At 55.0% G+C, this 18320-nt stretch carries 17 protein-coding genes; 4 read left to right on the top strand and 13 right to left on the bottom strand.

Going from position 1 to position 18320, the window contains the following annotated elements:
- The first annotated feature begins 239 nt into the window (after positions 1–239).
- A complete protein-coding gene (locus DFP90_RS04950) occupies positions 240–1130 on the top strand; it encodes a GNAT family N-acetyltransferase (RefSeq protein ID WP_147300937.1) in 891 nt (296 codons plus the stop codon).
- A gap of 16 nt (positions 1131–1146) precedes the next feature.
- On the opposite strand, the gene DFP90_RS04955 is transcribed toward DFP90_RS04950, so the two are convergent.
- From DFP90_RS04955 to DFP90_RS04965, 3 genes are all read right to left on the bottom strand, one after another.
- Positions 1147–1950, bottom strand: a complete 804-nt coding sequence (locus tag DFP90_RS04955; RefSeq protein ID WP_181905193.1) for a substrate-binding periplasmic protein — start codon at positions 1948–1950, stop codon at positions 1147–1149.
- 131 nt (positions 1951–2081) lie between these two features.
- A complete protein-coding gene (gene ilvC / locus DFP90_RS04960; RefSeq protein ID WP_115935265.1) occupies positions 2082–3101 on the bottom strand; it encodes a ketol-acid reductoisomerase in 1020 nt (339 codons plus the stop codon).
- 206 nt (positions 3102–3307) lie between these two features.
- The gene (locus DFP90_RS04965; RefSeq protein WP_181905194.1) at positions 3308–4135 is read right to left on the bottom strand and encodes a substrate-binding periplasmic protein; all 828 of its coding nucleotides are present in this window, start codon (positions 4133–4135) and stop codon (positions 3308–3310) included.
- A 178-nt stretch (positions 4136–4313) separates the two neighbouring features.
- Here DFP90_RS04965 and DFP90_RS04970 point away from each other — a divergent pair, with 178 nt between their 5' ends.
- Positions 4314–5087, top strand: a complete 774-nt coding sequence (locus tag DFP90_RS04970; protein ID WP_115935267.1) for a substrate-binding periplasmic protein — start codon at positions 4314–4316, stop codon at positions 5085–5087.
- A gap of 80 nt (positions 5088–5167) precedes the next feature.
- Here DFP90_RS04970 and ilvN read toward each other — a convergent pair whose 3' ends face one another.
- From ilvN to miaA, 3 genes are all read right to left on the bottom strand, one after another.
- Positions 5168–5746: an acetolactate synthase small subunit gene (gene ilvN, locus DFP90_RS04975; protein ID WP_115935268.1), complete on the bottom strand. Its 579-nt coding sequence runs from the start codon at positions 5744–5746 to the stop codon at positions 5168–5170.
- Between the two features lie 53 nt (positions 5747–5799).
- Positions 5800–7560, bottom strand: coding sequence for an acetolactate synthase 3 large subunit (locus DFP90_RS04980; RefSeq protein ID WP_115935269.1), 1761 nt, complete (start codon positions 7558–7560; stop codon positions 5800–5802).
- A gap of 201 nt (positions 7561–7761) precedes the next feature.
- Positions 7762–8715: a tRNA (adenosine(37)-N6)-dimethylallyltransferase MiaA gene (gene miaA, locus DFP90_RS04985; protein ID WP_115935270.1), complete on the bottom strand. Its 954-nt coding sequence runs from the start codon at positions 8713–8715 to the stop codon at positions 7762–7764.
- Between the two features lie 165 nt (positions 8716–8880).
- Between miaA and serB the strand changes: the two genes are divergently transcribed.
- A complete protein-coding gene (gene serB, locus DFP90_RS04990) occupies positions 8881–9771 on the top strand; it encodes a phosphoserine phosphatase SerB (protein WP_218044570.1) in 891 nt (296 codons plus the stop codon).
- Here serB and DFP90_RS04995 read toward each other — a convergent pair.
- Positions 9761–10981, bottom strand: coding sequence for an MFS transporter (locus DFP90_RS04995; RefSeq protein ID WP_115935271.1), 1221 nt, complete (start codon positions 10979–10981; stop codon positions 9761–9763). The two genes, serB and DFP90_RS04995, sit on opposite strands and share 11 nt — an antisense overlap.
- A gap of 50 nt (positions 10982–11031) precedes the next feature.
- Between DFP90_RS04995 and DFP90_RS05000 the strand changes: the two genes are divergently transcribed.
- Complete coding sequence (locus tag DFP90_RS05000; protein ID WP_115935272.1) at positions 11032–11643, top strand: CBS domain-containing protein; 612 nt, start codon at positions 11032–11034, stop codon at positions 11641–11643.
- Positions 11644–11703: 60 nt separating this feature from the next.
- Here DFP90_RS05000 and DFP90_RS05005 read toward each other — a convergent pair whose 3' ends face one another.
- The 6 genes from DFP90_RS05005 to hflK form a co-directional block, all read right to left on the bottom strand.
- Positions 11704–13221 (bottom strand): Do family serine endopeptidase, encoded by a 1518-nt coding sequence (locus DFP90_RS05005; protein ID WP_218044571.1) that lies wholly within the window; start codon positions 13219–13221, stop codon positions 11704–11706.
- Between the two features lie 277 nt (positions 13222–13498).
- On the bottom strand, positions 13499–14089 hold the full coding sequence (locus tag DFP90_RS05010; protein WP_115935273.1) for a superoxide dismutase: 591 nt from the start codon (positions 14087–14089) through the stop codon (positions 13499–13501).
- Between the two features lie 166 nt (positions 14090–14255).
- The gene (locus DFP90_RS05015; RefSeq protein ID WP_115935274.1) at positions 14256–15761 is read right to left on the bottom strand and encodes an SH3 domain-containing protein; all 1506 of its coding nucleotides are present in this window, start codon (positions 15759–15761) and stop codon (positions 14256–14258) included.
- A gap of 117 nt (positions 15762–15878) precedes the next feature.
- Entirely contained in the window at positions 15879–16076 is a 198-nt protein-coding gene (locus DFP90_RS05020; protein WP_115935275.1) for a DUF2065 domain-containing protein, read from the bottom strand.
- 150 nt (positions 16077–16226) lie between these two features.
- Positions 16227–17099 carry a protease modulator HflC gene (hflC, locus tag DFP90_RS05025; protein WP_115935276.1) on the bottom strand — a complete coding sequence of 291 codons (873 nt, stop codon included), beginning with the start codon at positions 17097–17099 and terminating at the stop codon, positions 16227–16229.
- Between the two features lie 10 nt (positions 17100–17109).
- Complete coding sequence (hflK, locus tag DFP90_RS05030; protein ID WP_115935277.1) at positions 17110–18228, bottom strand: FtsH protease activity modulator HflK; 1119 nt, start codon at positions 18226–18228, stop codon at positions 17110–17112.
- Positions 18229–18320 lie beyond the last annotated feature (92 nt).

Below are 18320 nucleotides of genomic sequence, written 5' to 3' on the forward strand. Positions count from 1 at the left end.
CAAATTCACAGAAAACATCAGAATAAACCCACATTGAATACTTTAACGCAGTTGTATTCAGAGTTCAAATTCTTGACCGGATGGGAACCGAAAGGACAGAAACATGCAGAAACCGACGCATGTCTTAGGGTTTACGAGTTTTAGGCCCGATCTGCAATTTCTTTTTTCCGCCACAATTTAAGTGGAAATTGTGTCTTTTGCGGACCGGCGTTCGGTGCTTTCATGGCTTTTTCTATTTTGTGGCAAAACAATTCTCCCGGCATTTCATGGTGGAACAGATAACTCCGATCACCGCCTCGGCAGCGCTTTCCGAATTCGATGCCCTGTTGCGGCAAACCGATCCTTTGGCAGCCTCTCACTCGCCTGGCATCGCTGAAGGGCGATGTTTTGGTATTTGGCGTGACAAAAAACTGACAACCGCGATTTTTCTCAATCCGGAATATGAAGGGTTGGCCGAAACCGCCTGCTATATCTGTTGCCATCCCGAAAGAGATGCAGTTTTCCCGATGGCGGAATTCAGGCGATGGCTCCAACGGATCGGCCAGGAACAATCACACCCCAACGGCTTTGTCCTCATTCTCTCCAACAGGAACGAGGGATTGATCTCGCACCTATCCGGAAAAGATTACAATCTCGGTTTCACTTTGGAAAATTACCGCATAGACCAGCAGTTTTTCTCACCTGCCGCCTGCTCAGTGACAAGAAGGCCGTTTGAAGCAGCCCATAAGTACCGGTATCTATCACTGTGGGCCCACGGCTTCGAAGCTCTAAGGCGCAGGATCGGGTTACAACCCTTCCTTTGGGCATCGGAGTATCCGGAACAGGCCTTGGAAGAAATCACGCCATACATCGATAAGGGCAGCTTTCACGCCTATTGGCTGGATGACGAGCCTGTAGGCCTAGCCTGGCACGACAAGAATTACATCGCCAATATCGTGGTCACTCCAGCACGCCAGAACCGGGGAATAGGCGGACAGATTCTCGGCCATCTCCTGCCCTATATCTTCACTGAAACCGGCATGGACCACGCCGTATTGGAGGTGGTTGGCGACAACCATGCCGCCCTCCGCTTTTATGAGCGATACGGTTTCCAAAAACAGAGCAGCCTTAGTCTGCTTTGGCCTATCTGACCCCTCCCCCCCCTGATCACAGCATGGCATCCTCGGATAATGCTATACTGCCATAAAGCCTGCGGTAGGCATCGGTCTTAATCAGCTTGAGAATGGCGGCATCAATCTGTTTGACCAAAGCGGGTGATACGGTTTTACGCGAATACATGAAATGAACCGGTTCCGACATCAGAATGAAGGGATGTTCCGCCAGCCGGTCTTCCACTCCCATATCGCGGGCCTGGGCCATGACAGCCGCCGGCATCTCCACCAGCGCGTCAATCCGGTTATTGACCAGCATTTTGATCCCCTGGCTAGTGTAGGTAACGTTGAAAATCACACCGTCCGCTTCCGCTTGGCTGGCAAACTCCTTGAAGGCCTCCCCCCGCCATGTGCCTCTTGTATGCCCGAGACGCATGCCAAGTGTCATCACATCATCCAATGATTTGATCCGATATTTACCCCTATCTTCGCGCCGGATAATCAGGCCCGCCGTTTCCTTGCGGTAGGGTACCGAAAAATGCGCAAACAGTTTTCGCTCCGGCGTGACAGACGCAAACGGGATCATGTCAATCTGACCGTATTCCAGTTGGAGCACCGCCCGTTTCCAGGGCTGCAGAACCATTTTATGAGGACACCCGATTTCATCCATCACCATCTTGATGAAGGTGACATCAATGCCCGTCACCTCCTCGCCCTTCTGCATGCTGAATGGCAAGTAATCCTCAGACAGCCGGATCACCATGCTGCCGACACAGTCGGCGGCCTGTGCGCCAACGGAAGATATCAAGAAAATCAACGGGCCAAACAGCAATAAGCCCAGCTTTTTTACTCCGATCATTTCGCCCCCCCACGTCATGATTAAACTTTAGAGATGCAAACCTACCACCCTTCTTGACAGAAATCAGGCCGAAAAGAAAAAGCCCCGCCATATGGCGGGGCTTTCCTGATCGAGCAAGACCGGAACAAGGATTAGTTCTTTTCCTTGTCCACTTTCTTGTTTTCCTGGATCCAGGGCATCATGGCACGCAGCTTGGAACCCACTTCCTCAATCGGATGGGCATCGTTCAAACGGCGGGTCGCCTTAAAGGAAGCCTGGTTCACTTTGTTTTCCAGCATCCAGTCACGGGTGAATTTACCGGTCTGAATGTCTTCCAGAACGCGTTTCATCTCGGCTTTGGTTTCCGGGGTGATGATGCGCGGACCGGTGACATATTCACCATATTCAGCGGTGTTGGAGATGGAATAATTCATGTTGGCAATACCGCCTTCGTAGATCAGATCCACGATCAGCTTGGTTTCATGCAAACATTCGAAATACGCCATTTCCGGCGCGTAACCAGCTTCAACCAGGGTTTCGAAACCGGCACGGATCAGTTCAACCAAACCGCCGCACAGGACAACCTGCTCACCGAAGAGGTCGGTTTCGCACTCTTCCTTGAAGGTGGTTTCGATAATGCCGGCACGGCCGCCGCCATTGGCAGAAGCATAGGACAGGGCCAATTCCATGGCATTGCCGGATTTGTTAGCATGGATCGCAACCAGGGTCGGCACGCCGCCGCCACGCTGATATTCGGAGCGGACCGTGTGGCCCGGACCTTTCGGAGCGATCATGAATACGTCCAGATCAGCACGCGGCTCGATCAGGTTGAAATGAACGTTCAGGCCATGAGCGAAGGCCAGTGCGGCACCTTCCTTCATGTTGCCATGCAGGTCGTTCGCGTAGATATCGCCCTGAAGTTCATCCGGGGTCAGCATCATGACCAGATCGGCCCAGGCAGCGCCTTCAGCCGGGGTCATGCAGGTGAAGCCTGCGCCTTCGACTTTCTTGCGGGTCGCAGAACCTTCGCGCAGCGCGATCCGGACATTTTCCACACCGCTGTCACGCAGGTTCATGGCATGGGCATGGCCCTGGCTGCCGTAACCAACGATCAGAACATTTTTGGACTTAATCAGATTAACGTCCGCATCACGGTCATAATAGACGCGCATACTGGCGCTCCTTCTTTAAAATTCAATCCCAACGGAATCTCTCAAAACCGCCGTCTTTCTATAAGGCTTGAGCCACCGGCGCAATGACACTTACGGCATTTTCGGCACAAAATTCGTCAAAATGCCTTTTCCGGAGGCTCACAAGCACGATTATTTCAATTTTGAGAGCGCTTTCTTGCAGAAGCATCTAAAAGCGGTGCTTTTGCTTACTCCAGCCCGCGCGGGCGGTATTCCAGGATCAGATCCGTATATTGCTCGGAAGACATAAATCGTGAAAGCGCCTTATTGAAACTGTCCACATCGCTACCAGACATAGTCTTCCGGCTCAGCATGAAATGAACCGGATCCGCATTAAGAGCGTGTGGCAGTTCAATGATCCGGTTTCGGGCGTCAAGCTCACCCGCATGGTAATATCCCACATAGAGATCCGCTAGAACCAGTTGAACCCGACCGGTGATCAACTGGCGGATCCGAGCGCGGGTGCTGTTATTGAGCACCAGCGAATTTTTCGCCGCCTCGGTATCTTTCAATTCCCCATATTCCGACCCGTACCAGCCGCCGATCCCAGCTGCAACCGTCAGATTTTGAGCGAAAGCCCCTTTGAGGTCCAGAGTTTGATAATTGGGTGCATCCTCCACCCTGGCAAACATGACGATCTTTTCATCTCTATAGGGCAGGCTGAAATGGGCATATTGATGGCGTTCAGCGGTGATTGAGGCGGCTGCCATAACATCCATCTCACCTTCCCGCAGCATCAGTTGGGCCCGACGCGGAGGCAGTTTCTTCAGCTCATACCCACAGCCCATTTCCCGCATGATTCCCGCCAGGATATCGACATCCAGACCGATCAGGACACCATCCTCAGACATATATTGATAAGGTACATAGTCACCGGAATGCGCCATCAGATAGGTTCGTTCACAATGGGCGTGCGCCTCTTGTTGCCACCCAAGACCAATTGTCATCACCATCCCGGCCACAAACAGGGATGCATGCCGAAGGAAATGGTCAAACAATCGTGGGAATTTCATCATTACTCTTTCACCCGGCATCGATAATACCAAAAAACGCGAACCGGCCAGTAACTGTAGAGCAAGGTTATTTACAATCTCTTTAAATAGATAAAATGGCAAACAGCACATCACATTTTGTTAAGGTTTCCACCTTATCGTGGTCGGACAGACCTTAAAGCCACGTTAAGATGCAGAGACAATGATCCAGGACTGGACCAAAAATATTCTGTTATTTTTTGCACTCTTCCTTGGGAGCTTCTCCGCGGCATCGGGACAGGCTGCCAAGGGCGACAATGTCATCCGCCTGGGATTTCCAAAAGTCGGTTATCCGCCTTATCTGATGCCTCAGGGGGCCGATCAACCCGGCATCATGACAGCCATCTTGGCCCGACTTGCGGGAAAACAGGGCTATTCGGTCCAGATCGAATATATGCCGGACAACCGCGCCCTGGCCTTGCAATTGGTTGGTAACTTGGAAGCATCCGCCCAAGCCCAGGAATGGGTGAGTGGACCGGAACGTTTCCTTTGGACAGTCCCCATCATCACCGTGGCCGATCATATCATCATTCGGAAGGATAACCCTATCGCCATCAGCCGGGTGGAGGATTTGCATGGAAAATCACTGGCCGCCATGATCGGGTATAGTTATCCCTCTTTTGATACTGGCTTTGCCAATGGTATTATCATCCGTCGCAACACACAAAACTTCAGTTCTCTGCTCAAGATGGTGATGCTGGAACGCACGGATGGCGCCATCCTGGACCGTAATGTTGCGCTTTGGCTGTTCCGCACCAAAACCGAGCTGCAGCTGGATCAGTTCGATGTCAGCGCAAAGGGCTTTGATCCGGTCGGTTTCCGTTTTCGTTTTGCCCTACGCGATGACCTTGTCCCTTTTGTGGAAGCCTTTGACCGCCATTTCGCTGCCTTCCAGGCATCCGGGGAATTTGACGACCTGTTGACCCAGTATCGCTGAACCGTGAAGGCCTCAAATCCGCAAATAGAAAAGGGCCGCGATTGCGGCCCTTTTTCATAGCATCATATATTCCGCCATGATCAGACAGGTGTGATCGTGCTACCGCGGCTGATGGCAACAACGCCGGACCGGGCCACTTCCACCTCGCCCAGCGCCCGCATCATTTCGATGAAACTGTCGACCTTTTCCGCTTCACCATCAATCAGGAAGACAAAGCTCTCCAACGTGGTATCGGCAACCCGCGCCTTATAGATATCCGCAATTCGAAGGCTCTCGCGGCGCTGATGGTCGGTTGCTTTCACCTTGACCAATGCCAGCTCTTTTTCAACATGCGGGCCTTCTATGGTCAAGTCATGCACGTTATGAACCGGCACGAGGCGTTCCAGCTGAGCCTTAATCTGTTCGATCACCATGGCGGTGCCGATGGTCACAATATTGATGCGACTGGTGCTTTCATCTTCGGTGACGGTGGAAACCGTCAGGCTTTCAATATTGTAACCGCGCCCGGAAAACAGGCCGATCACACGGGCCAGAACACCGGGTTCGTTATCGACGATCACCGCAAAAGTATGGCGGCGCTTGTCTTCGGTATTGCTGATAAATTCATAAGCAGCGCCCGGCTGCTTGGCGTTTTTTTCACTCGGTCCGGAAATGGCCATGATCTTTAATTCCTCTAGTCTCTTTTTCTATCGGCTCCTGTGATCTTCATCGATCAGACCAGGACCTTTCCTTTTTCATCGATGGCTTCTTCGCCTTCCTGCACCGGCCCCAGCAGCATTTCGTTATGCGCCGCGCCCGACGGGATCATCGGATAGCAGTTTTCCGACTGATCCACGGCAATTTCACAGAATACCGGCCCGTCATGGTCGATCATCTCCTGAATACCCGCATCCAGATCCGCCGGATCGGTGACACGCACCCCTTTCCAGCCATAGGCCTCGGCCAGCTTCAGGAAGTCCGGCAGAGCTTCGGAATAGCTTTCAGAATAACGGCTGCCATGCAGCAGTTCCTGCCACTGGCGCACCATGCCCATATACTGGTTATTCAAGACGAACACCTTGACCGGCAGGCGATACTGAACCGCGGTCGACATTTCCTGGATATTCATCAGGATCGAGGCTTCACCCGCGATATCAATGACCAGTTTCTCCGGATGGGCCAGCTGGGCACCGATGGCTGCCGGCATGCCGTAGCCCATAGTCCCCAGTCCACCCGAGGTCATCCAGCGGTTCGGTTTTTCAAACTGGAAATACTGCGCCGCCCACATCTGATGCTGGCCAACTTCCGTGGTGATCAGCGGATCCCGGTCTTTGGTCAATTCATACAGGCGCTTGATCGCATGCTGCGGCTTAATGGTCTCGCCTTCCGGATCATAAGCCAGGCAGTCCTTGGAACGCCATTCCTCAATCTGTTTCCACCATGCGGCAAGGGCTGCTTCGGACGGTTTTTTATGCTTGGATTTCCAAACCTTGATCAGGTCTTCCATCGCATGGGCCGCGTCCGCCACGATCGGCAAATCCACCCGGACGTTTTTATTGATCGAGCTTGGATCAATATCGATATGGATCTTTTTGGAATTGGGGGCGAAAGCGTCAACCCGGCCGGTGATCCGATCGTCAAAGCGCGCGCCCAGGCACAGCATTACATCACAATCGTGCATCGCCCAGTTGGCTTCATAGGTGCCGTGCATACCCAGCATACCAAGGAATTGCGGATCCTGCGCCGGGAAAGCCCCCAGGCCCATCAGGGTCAGGGTGACCGGGAAATTGGTCATGCGGACGAAATCGGTCAGTAACTGGCTGGCTGCAGGACCGGAATTGATTACCCCGCCACCGGCATAAATGACCGGTTTCTTGGCATTCATTAAAAGCTCAACCGCTTCCTCGATCCGGGCATGGTCCGCCTTGACCTGCGGGCGGTAGGTCTTGTGATGGCCGTTGGTCTTGCCCTGATAGTCATGAGAGGCAAATTGGACATCTTTCGGAATGTCGATAACAACCGGCCCCGGGCGACCGGAGGTCGCCACATAAAAAGCCTCATGCATCGTTTTTTCAAGATCATCGACCCGTTTGACCAGATAGTTATGCTTGGTACAGGGGCGGGTGATGCCGGTGGTGTCACATTCCTGGAATGCGTCATTCCCGATCAAATGGGTCGGCACCTGGCCGGTCAGGCAGACCAGAGGGATGGAATCAAGAAGCGCATCGGTCAGACCGGTCACCGCATTGGTGGCACCGGGACCGGAAGTCACCAGAACAACACCCGGCTTGCCGGTGGAACGGGCATAGCCTTCGGCCGCGTGAACCGCGCCCTGCTCGTGCCGGACCAGAATATGGCGGATGTGGTTCTGTTTGAACAGCGCGTCATAGATCGGTAGCACCGCGCCGCCCGGATACCCGAACACGACATCCACACCCTGGTCCGCCAGGGCTTTGATGACGATTTCCGCTCCGCTTATGGCGTCAGTACTCATGACTCCTATTCCTCTTGATTTTACGACCGCACCATCGGTCTTGGTTTCAAAATGTCACGCAACATGGTTGTGGCGAGCATTCCGCATAACATGGCCACATTCCTCCCGCCAGCTTGTTTCGATGGCAATTGTCTCTGCAAGCCAGGGTTTTCGCCACCTCCGCAGCTGTTGCACCTGCGAAAGCCGGCGCACAATAGGGGGCTATCTTGGGGTGGTCAAGACTGTTTGTCGAATTATTGCAAAAATTGAGGGAAGCAAACTTTCTGAATATTTCGAATGAATGGCATTTTTTGTAATTATCTGATTCGACAACCAGGTATTCTGCCTTTTGGCATAGCGCCGGGTCCCTTGTGAGGCCTGGCGCTCCGCCTCTTCCAGGTCTATCTCGCCGGCCAGATAGGCCATCAGTTCCGGCACACCGAGCGCCCGCATCACCGGCAGGCTGCGATCCAGGCCGCGTGCCGCCAGCGCCTGCACCTCTTCAATTGCGCCCTCTTCCAGCATCTTGGAAAACCGTTTGTTGCAACGGTCATAAAGTTCTTCGCGCGGCGGAATCAAAGCTATGGTCGTAAATTTCCATCCTTCCGGCGGCTCGATCACCGGCGCTTGCGTCTGCCACCAAGTGATCGATTTACCGGTGGCACGCAAGACCTCCACCGCCCGTGCCACCCGTTGGCTGTCGCCCGGTTCCAGACGTTCGGCCGTTTCCGGGTCGCCCACCTTCAACTCTTCATGCAGGAAAGGGCTGCCCTTTTCCTCCAGGTCGGCGCGCACCCGAGCACGCACATCATCGGGAATGGCCGGCATCTCATTCAAGCCATCCGTTAGGGCCTTGATGTAAAGACCCGTGCCGCCGCAGATAATCGGCAGCCTGCCTTCGGCCAGCGTCTCCCGGATTGCCTGGACCGCCAATTCCCGCCAGCGCGCTGCCGAGCACACCTCGGAACCGTCCAGAACTCCATACAGGCGGTGCGGTACCCTGGCCTCGTCCGCTTCCGACGGCCTGGCAGACAATACCCTGAGATCAGCGTAGATCTGCATGCTGTCCGCATTGATCACACAACCGTCAAATTCCTCGGCAACGGCCATGGCCATCGCGGATTTCCCCGAGGCAGTCGGACCGGCAATGATCAGGATTGATGCTTCTTCAGACAAATTGACGCTCCCTTGGCTTGTCTGCCTGTAATAGCGATGATTTCACCCCACGGCCAGCATCGATAATATATCTTATCAGATGATTGCTAAGCCGGGGTTCACCCGATTATAAAAAGCGCGCCACCTATTTCACATTTTGCGCCGCAACAAAGATGGGAAACCTTCATGCCGATCATCCTGACCCTGGTTTCGCCAGTCGCTGACACCGGATTTGCCGACATGGTTGGCATGATCGCCGATCGCCTGCAGCAACAAGGCGGGATCGTTGGCGAGCCCAGATGGCTATCCCCCGACCGCGCCGGCGACCTGGAAATCCAGGGACTGGATCAGGCCACGGTCAGGCATCTGGCCCATGCGCAGGCCGAAGGCCTGGATTATGCCGTCCAGACCGATCAGAACCGCCGCAAAAAACTGCTGCTGGCGGATATGGATTCGACCATGATCCAATTAGAAAGTCTGGACAGCCTGGCGGCGGAACTGGGCTTTGGACAACAGGTTGAGGAAATTACCGAGCGCGGCATGCGCGGCGAGCTGGATTTCCGGGAATCCCTGCGCACCCGCGTCGCGCTTCTGGAAGGCCAGCCCACCACCGCCATGGCAAAAGTCATGGAGAATATTCCCTATACGCCGGGCGCCGAAGTCACTGTAAAAACCATGGTCGCCCACGGCTGCCATACCGCGTTGGTCTCCGGCGGTTTCACTTTCACCACCGACGTGGTGCATGCAAAGCTGGGTTTCCATGAACATCGTGCCAACCGGCTCGAGATTATCGACGGGTATCTCACCGGCAAAGTGATCGAACCGATCCTGGGCCGCGACAGCAAGCGTCTGGCTCTTGAAGAACTGTCAAACCGGTTGGGCATCCCCCAGGAACTGACCTGTGCGATCGGTGATGGCGCGAACGATCTCGACATGCTGGAAACGGCGGGCATGGGGGTCGGCTATCATGGAAAACCGATCGTGCTGGAACGCGCGCCTTTCAACATCCGCCATGGCGATATGACCACCCTGCTCTATTTCCAGGGTTATGCGGATATCGAATTCGTCAGCCTTTGACGCTGTCTTGTTTCGGCAGGGCAAACACCATGGCATTGGCCACCAGCATACCCGCCCCAAGGAAATAGAAGGCGGCAATCAGACCATATTGATCCGCCAGCCAGCCGCCGGCCACCGGCGCGATCATCGCCAGCAGGGACTGCACACCGAACATCAGGCTGGTCGCCGATCCCCCCATATGGGACGGCGCGATATCCATCAACCAGCTATGCACCACCGGGCGGATCGCAAACAATGCAAAACCCAGCACAGAAATACCCGCGACAAAAACCGGCCCGCTCTCCACGAAACTAAGGCCTGCCAGGACAAGCGTTGACAGGCTGAGCCCCGCCATCACAACCGGCCGCCGTCCGATCCGGTCGGACAGGTGGCCAGCCACCGGTGCCGCGACCATGCCGCAGATCTGGAAGGCAAACATGGCCGCCCCCGCCGCCCAAACGGAAAAGCCGATTTCACGCAACAGATAAAAAGGCAGAAAGACCAGCAACCCCGCCTGCGCCAGATTGCGGAAACCCGACATCAGACACATGGCCAGCACCGCCCGATTGCCGACCAGAGACTTCAATCCGGCCAGGAAATCCGCCTTTCCGGCCTTGCCTTCCGACGCCGATACAGCCCCGCCCGCACTTGTTCGCTTCAGAAAAAACAAGAGCGCCAGCGCGGTCAGAACCGGCACAATCACCGAAATTGATGCTGATTCCCGCCAGCCAAACACCGCAATCACCAGCCCCAGCACCAGCGGTGCCACAGCATCCCCCAGGTTAGCCCCCAGCGCATGGATGGAAAGTGCCAATCCACGCCGGCCCGGATAGCGCTGAGAGAGATAGGAAATCGCCGCCGGGTGCCAGAGGTTATTAGAGGCCCCAATGGCCGACACCGCCAGCACAGCCAGCCATAAAGCCGGAGAGAAGGCAAAAACCACAAGCCCCGCAGCGCCGATCGTCAAAGACACCACCTGCCAGAGAACCCTGCGGCCGGTCATATCCACCACCGGGCCGCTGCCCAAATTGGCCAGGAAGGACGCAATATGAAAAACCGACGCCAGGAAACCCGCCTCAACAATGCCAATGCCGGTTTCCTCGGACAGAAACGGTAGACAGAAAAGAAAGACAGCTGCCACCCAATGGGTCGCCCCATGGCCAAGCCCAACCAGACCGGCCGGCATCATACGCGAGAATAATCCCTGTTCCTTTTCATTGGTGATCGCCATCTGCTTCCCGGCTCCTCTGACACAATCTGCCCGCCACTATTGTGGGATTGATGCGCCATGCCAAGGATTACATTGCCTCCAAACAATTCCCTAATCCAGATCAATGCATATGGTTACGATCGGCATTATTCTACACACAGCTTTGTCCAATAGAACGGTGTGTTTCGATGACATCCTACTATCACCAACAAACCGCCGCAGACCTGATGACACGGGAATGCGTTACAATCAGGGAAGATGAAAACCTGGAAACTGCCGCCAGTCGGATTCTGGGGCAGGGCGTTTCCAACGTCCCGGTAATCCGTGAGGAAAGTGGTAAGAGGATCCTGCTGGGGTTTCTGTCTGAAAAAGACCTGCTGGAATGCTTTTTCGACAGCACTCTTTACCAATCGCCCGATGTCCCCATTGCCCGAAAAGCACGCATGAATCCGGTATGCGTCAGAGCTGATACCGACCTGCCGACACTTTCATGCATCTTTCTTCAACACAAATTCCGGCATATGCCAGTGGTAGAAGATGGGGAATTCCTCGGAATGGTCAGCCGACGGGATATTCTCAGGGGATTTTTAAAGCATTACCAGGAGCAGTTAAAAAAGGAACCGGCTGAACGAAAAACACCGGAAATGGATGACACATACAATTCCCGGTTCATTGTAGGCTGATAAAAAAAGAGGGCTGAACAAGCCAACCCTCTTTTTAATGCCACAGGCCTATCCAGGCCTTCAGCCTTCCTTATTGTCGAACCGAATGGCGACAAAGCTCAGCTCACCATCGATACTGACATGCAAGAGCACGCTGCGTCGTCCGTCTTCGTGGGCTTTTTCAACGCGCTGGCGCAATTCAGCAACCGATTTGACCGGCCCTTTGGCATCGCCGACAATCACCATGCCCGGGCGCAGTCGCTTGGCTTCGGCACCACTGCCCTGGCGGACATCTGTGATTACCACGCCCTGGACATCATCACGCAGGTTGAATTCCTGGCGCAGGACATCCGATACCGGGGCAATTTCCAGGCCCAGACTGTCCAGCGCCTGGGAGGTAACCGGCTTTTCCGGGACAGGATCACCACCGCTCAGGGCTGCGATATTCACTTTTTCCCGCTCTCCCAGGACCACGGTTTTGTTAATCTTGGACCCGTCGCGCCACACCACCACCGGCACTTCCGCGCCAACCGTTGTGGCCGCTACCATCCGGCGCAGCCTGGCCGAATTATCGACCCGCCGGTCATTGAAGCTCAAGATCACATCGCGGGCTTCCAGTCCGGCCCGGCTGGCCGGGCTGTTGTCATAAACGGTCGAAACCATAGCGCCAAAGGGTTCGTCCAGGCCGACACTCTCCGCAATATCCGGCGACACATTCTGGATGGAGACCCCCAACCAGCCGCGCCGGGTCGTGCCAAATTCACGCAACTGCTTAGCAACAGCTTTAGCCCGGTTCGATGGAATGGCAAAGCCAAGACCGATCGATCCGCCGGTGGGCGTAAAGATTGCGGTGTTTACGCCGATCACTTCGCCTTTCATGTTAAATAGCGGTCCGCCGGAGTTGCCCTGGTTGATCGGGGTGTCTGTCTGCAGGAATTCCGTGAAGGAATCCCGGTCAATGTCACGCGCCCGGCCTGAGATGATGCCGGCGGTCACACTGCCGCCCAAGCCCCAGGGATTGCCGATAGCCAAGGTCCATTCACCGACACGCGCCTTATCGGAATCGCCGAATTTCACGGCTTTCATCTTACGGTCGGCCTTGACCTTCAAAACCGCTAGATCAACCCCTTCATCCCGGCCCAGGATCTCGGCGGGATACTCCTTGGGGTCATCATCATTGAAAATCACATAAATCTCGTCGGCATTTTCAATCACATGATTATTGGTGACGATGATGCCATCCGAATCGATAACAAAGCCGGAGCCAGCCGCCTCTCGGCGTCTCGGGCCCTGATTTCCTTCGCCATGACGTCGGAAACGCTCAAACAGATCGCCAAACGGGCTATCCGGCGGAAAAGGTGATTCCGCCTGCGGCTGATTAGGAGCATCCGCCGTCCGGGCATTTTGGATCGCCCGAATATCCACCACAGACGGCAGCAGCTCTTCTGCCAGATCGGCAAAACCGTCCGGTGTGCCACGGCCATAGGCCGGGCTGTTCAAGAGGGCGGCAATCATGGAGATCACCAGCAATGCCGGGAGGATCATGCCTTCCCGCATGGGCGTCAAAGCCCGCGCAGCAATCCTGAAGGTCTGAGTCATTGAACCGTTCTCCATCAATCAGTTAACCCACGATACAAATGCGCATATTGGATTTAGGGGAGTTTACCGCTCCGTTCAACCTGCAGCCCCGCCTGGAGCGTAGAAATCACAAAATTGCCCCATTGCGCCGGTCCAATGCGACAAGTTTGCCATATCGCGCGGTTTCATCCTACCGGACAATCAACCCTAAGCACCAAAGAAAAAGGCGAAAGCAACCGCTTCCGCCTTTTTATTTAATTCCGTCTGCATCCTTAATTCATAGGATGCGGGGCAATCCTTAGAGCTGGCTTGCCACGAATTCCCAGTTCACCAGGTGATCCAGGAAGGTATCGACGTAATCCGGACGACGGTTGCGGAAATCGATGTAATAGGCATGTTCCCAAACATCGCAGGTCAGCAGGGCTTTGTTGCCATGAGCCATCGGCAGATCGGCGCCAAGGGTCTTCTGGATGGCCATTTTGCCGTCCTTCAGCACCAGCCAGCCCCAGCCGCTGCCGAACTGGGTCAGACATGCGGTTTTAAACTCTTCACGGAATTTTTCGTAGGAGCCAAAAGCATCCTCGATCATTTCCAGAACTTTGCCTTCCGGCTTGCCGCCGCCATTCGGGGTCATGCAGTTCCAGTAGAAGGTATGGTTCCAGATCTGGGCGGCATTGTTAAACAGGCCAGCCTTGGAAGCGTCACCGGCGGAATCCATGATGATCTCTTCAAGGCTTTTGCTTGCATTCTCGGTGCCATCAACCAGGCCGTTCAGGTTCACAACATAGGTGTTGTGATGTTTGCCATGATGGAAATCCAGAGTTTCTTCGGAAATATGCGGCTCCAGAGCGTTTTTCGCGTAGGGCAGCGCCGGCAGTTCGAAAGCCATGATGCGTCCTCAATCCTGATAAAATGGTTGCAATAGATATGTAATCCTGATCGTGGGCGAAATATAGTCATCCATTCCAAATTGTTAAACCCCAATTTGGAAAGAATACAAAATCAGGATCCGGTATGCCCGATTGTTTTCCGTCTCATGATCCCCCCGTAGGCCCTCACCGCCGGGCAAAGACCCGCAGCCCTACCTCCATCTCGTTAACATCCCCGGCCACCCTTGCCCAAAGTTTCTTTTTGTTGACCTTGATAATGGTCAGAAAAATCATCCGCCCGTCCCGCGTCATGGTCACCAGACGGCCTCTGGGGCGAAGCGGCTGGGCACGGACATCGCCGTTGAGCGCAATGACCACATTGCCTTTCTTGAAATCCAGGCGGTTCACCTGTCCGATCTGGACCGGGTTGCGGCGGATCGGCTGTGATTGTTGCAGATCGCCCGGAATGGGACGCCAGAAATTCTCCGGTCTCGGCGGGCGCGCGGCAGCCGCGGGCGGCGGCAGGAACAGCTCTTCATCCTCCGGCACCTCTTCAATGATCGGACGCGGTGTTTCCGGACGGCCGGGCGGTTCCTGTCGCAAGAACTGGCCGAAAACGTAACCTTTCTGACCGCCCGTCAGCGACACCCTGAGCCAATCGCTATCGCCGGCGCGCGACAATACCTGCAATCGGGTATTGGGCGACAGCACCGCCAGTTTTTCGTATATCGTGCCGGGACCAGCGCGCAAATTCAGATATTCCGGTCCGACATAAAGATAGCCGCTGGCCGGGATTTCCACATGATAGCCCTCTTCATCGAGAGCTTCATCCTCTTCCGGAAAACCATCCTCGCCGGGCCGGGACAGAACCCGGGTACCATCCCCGGTCAAGCTGGCCACCTGGTCGCGCAGGAAACGCCGCCTGGCCGCGCGGGTCATTTCCGCATCCAGATAGGCCTTCACCTCTGCCGCCGTGATCTCGCCATCATCATTGCCATCGGCCTCGCCATACAGCCCCTCCATCAGGTAGCCGGTGAACAGGCCATGTTCTTCCTCTTCATCCCAGCTGGCCAGCTGGCTGCCACTGGCGGCGGTAAGAACTGTCATCTTGGCCGCCTCTTCCGGCAGGGCCACCTGCATCAGACCGGGAGAGGCCGCACGGATCAGCACGCCATTGGGACTGTCGCCGGAAAAACAGGCATCCAGAAACACTGTCACCGACGCGGTTTCCAGCCGCCCCAGGTTCTGATACAGCAAATCAAGGGGATATCCATTGATTTCCGCCAGGTTTGGATCCGCATCCACCGGCAGCAGATATCCACGGCCATCCCGGATGCCGGGGACCCCGTGACCGGAATAATAAATCACCACATCCGATTTCCCCGCCGGATCAAGATAGCTCCACAGCTTGCCCTGATGTGACCGCTCGGACCCGAAGACCGCCAGCATCTCCGCCTGGCTGGCATCCCGGAGGTCGATGATGTTTTCTTCCTCCATTTTCAGGACATCAACCACATAATCCCGGAAAGCGTCCGCATCCCGGTGCGCATAGAGGACTTTCGGCACATCCGCGCCATAGCTCTTGTTGCCGATGATGATAGCCACGCCAATGTCATCCTGCGCCCTTGCAGGGGCTAGTGCTGGCAATGTCACTGCCAGAAAGATAAGACCAATGCGGAACCAATGCGGCATTTTTCTCTTTCCCGTTCCTTAAATCCCCGCCCCTGGCGGCAAGGCACTATAACCGCTATGAAAATATCAGGAGCAAGAGTCGGGCCAGCTCCATTATATCATGCCCGATTTTTCCGGTCAGCCGCGTACAAACCAGACGATGGCCGCTCCGATCACCGCCGCCACCAACCCGGCCCGGCGCAACACATCCGGCGGCACATAGGACATCTGGCTCATCATCCGTTTCATGCCATCAGGAAACAGCGCATAGATCGCCCCTTCCAGGACCAGCACCAGCCCCACCGCCGTTATCAGCGCAATAAAAAACTCATTCATAAACTTGATGCCTCCTACCGGCAGGGCTTCAAAAGCGCAAAGAACCGGTAACAGCCTGACAAATACAGCTCTTGCAAAAAAACGGAGGGCAGCCGGAATGACCGACCGCCCTCAATCTAGTGTCTTACAACGCCAAAGGCATGGCGAAACTTACTGTTTCACGCCGCCATCAGTGCTGAAATATCGGAAAAACTCACCGGACGGCGGACCGACATAGGTTGTTTTTTCAGAGCTTAATCCTTTTTCCAGGGCTTGCATGGAGCGCCAGAAATCAAAGAATTCCGCATCCTGGCCATAGGCATCGTTATAGATTGCCTGGGCCTGGGCGTCGCCCTCACCGCGCAGGATTTCAGCTTTCTTAGCCGCCTCTGCCTCGATGATACGTTTCTGCTTGTCGGCATCCGCCTTGATCCGACGGGAGGCTTTTTCACCTTCCGCGCGGAAGAGGCGCGCCTCTTTCTCGCGCTCGGTGGACATCCGGCGATAGATCGCCTGACTGTTGGCTTCCGGCAAATCGATGCGTTTGATGCGGACATCAACCACTTCAACACCAAAACCTGTCGCCTGGCTTTCGACCAACTGGGTGAAATCCCGCATCATCTGGGCCCGCTTCGGGGTCAGGACGTCGGCCAACTGCACATCACCCAGCACATCACGCAGGGAATTATCGATGATCGCATCCAGACGTTGCTGGAGACTGATTTCATTATTGACCGCAGTATAGAAACCGAGCGGATTGTTGATCCGGTACCGGGTAAAGGCATCCACGACGACCTGTTTCTGGTCGGCGGTGGGGATCTCCTTGGCGCTGGCATCATAATCCAGCACGCGTTTATCAAAATACCGGACTTCCTGGATGAAGGGGATCTTGAAGTTCAGACCTGTTTCAACCTTCTTTTCAACCGGTTTACCCAGCTCAAACACCAAGGCCTGCTCTGTTTCACGGACCGTGAACATTGAAGAATAGGCCACAGCCGCCACAGCGATTGTGCCAATGAGAAGAAAAGTGCTGCTTTTAAACATTAATTCGCCCTCAATTCTTCTTGTTGGTCAGTTCGTTAAGCGGAAGATAAGGAAGAACACCGGAACCGTTTTCCCCTTCCTCGATCAGAACCTTGTCCATGCCACCCAGAACTTTTTCCATGGTTTCCAGATAAATACGGCGCTTGGTAATATCCTTGGCCTTCCGATATTCCTCATAAACCTGGAGGAAACGGGAAGCATCACCGCTGGCAATAGCGATCTTTTCGCCTTTATAACCCTCTGCCGCCTGGATCAGCTGTTCTGCGCGACCCTGGGCTTTTTCGGTCACCTCGTTACGATAGGCCTGGGCCTCGTTGATTACACGCTCCTGGTCGGCACGGGCCGCCTGGACATCGCGGAATGCTTCGATAACGGCGCTCGGCGGATCCACCTTCTGCACGTTGACATTGGTGATCTCAATACCGGCACCATAGTCATCCAGGATCGACTGGATCAGGGTTTTGGTCTGCTGCGCGATCTCTCCACGGCCGCTGGTACGGGCATATTCAAAACCGGATTTACCGATAATCTCACGCATGGCCGCCTCGGCCGCGTCCTTCACCGTGGGTTCCGGGTTTCGGATGTTAAACACATATTTCTGTGCATCCGCGATGCGCCAGAAAACCGCGAACTGAACATCGATGATATTCTCATCCCCTGTCAGCATCAGGCTTTCTTTGGCAAAGTTGGTGCCGGCACCACTGCGCCCAACACCAGAGCGGAAACCGACTTCCACCTGGTTTACACGGGTCACCTGCGGCTTAATCACCTCGCCAATCGGGGCCGGGAAATTGTAATGCAGACCCGGGGATGTGCGTTCGGAAAACTTACCAAAAACCAGCTCAACACCCAGCTCTTCCGGCTGCACCCGGTAAATGCCGGTCAGCATCCAGATGGCGGCCGCGGCCAGAACCAGCACCAAAATCCCCATGCCACCCATATCACCGGGCAACATTTTCTTGATCTTTTCCTGGCCTTCGCGCACCAGTTTCTCGACGTCGGGCGGCTGTTGACCACCGCCGCCACCGCTGCCGCCGCCGGAGCCCCAAGGGCTCTGACCGCCGCCATTTCCACGATTACCGCCACCGCCCCAAGGGCCGCCGCCGCCGGAATTGCTTTGCCAAGGCATGTATTATTTCCCGTTGTTCTCAGATTTATCTGGTTTACGTCGTTGCGTATTAAAACGCGCTTTTATCAACCCCTCAACCGAATTGCCATTCA

Source organism: Aestuariispira insulae (assembly GCF_003385955.1).
In the GTDB taxonomy this organism is placed as follows: domain Bacteria; phylum Pseudomonadota; class Alphaproteobacteria; order UBA8366; family Aestuariispiraceae; genus Aestuariispira; species Aestuariispira insulae.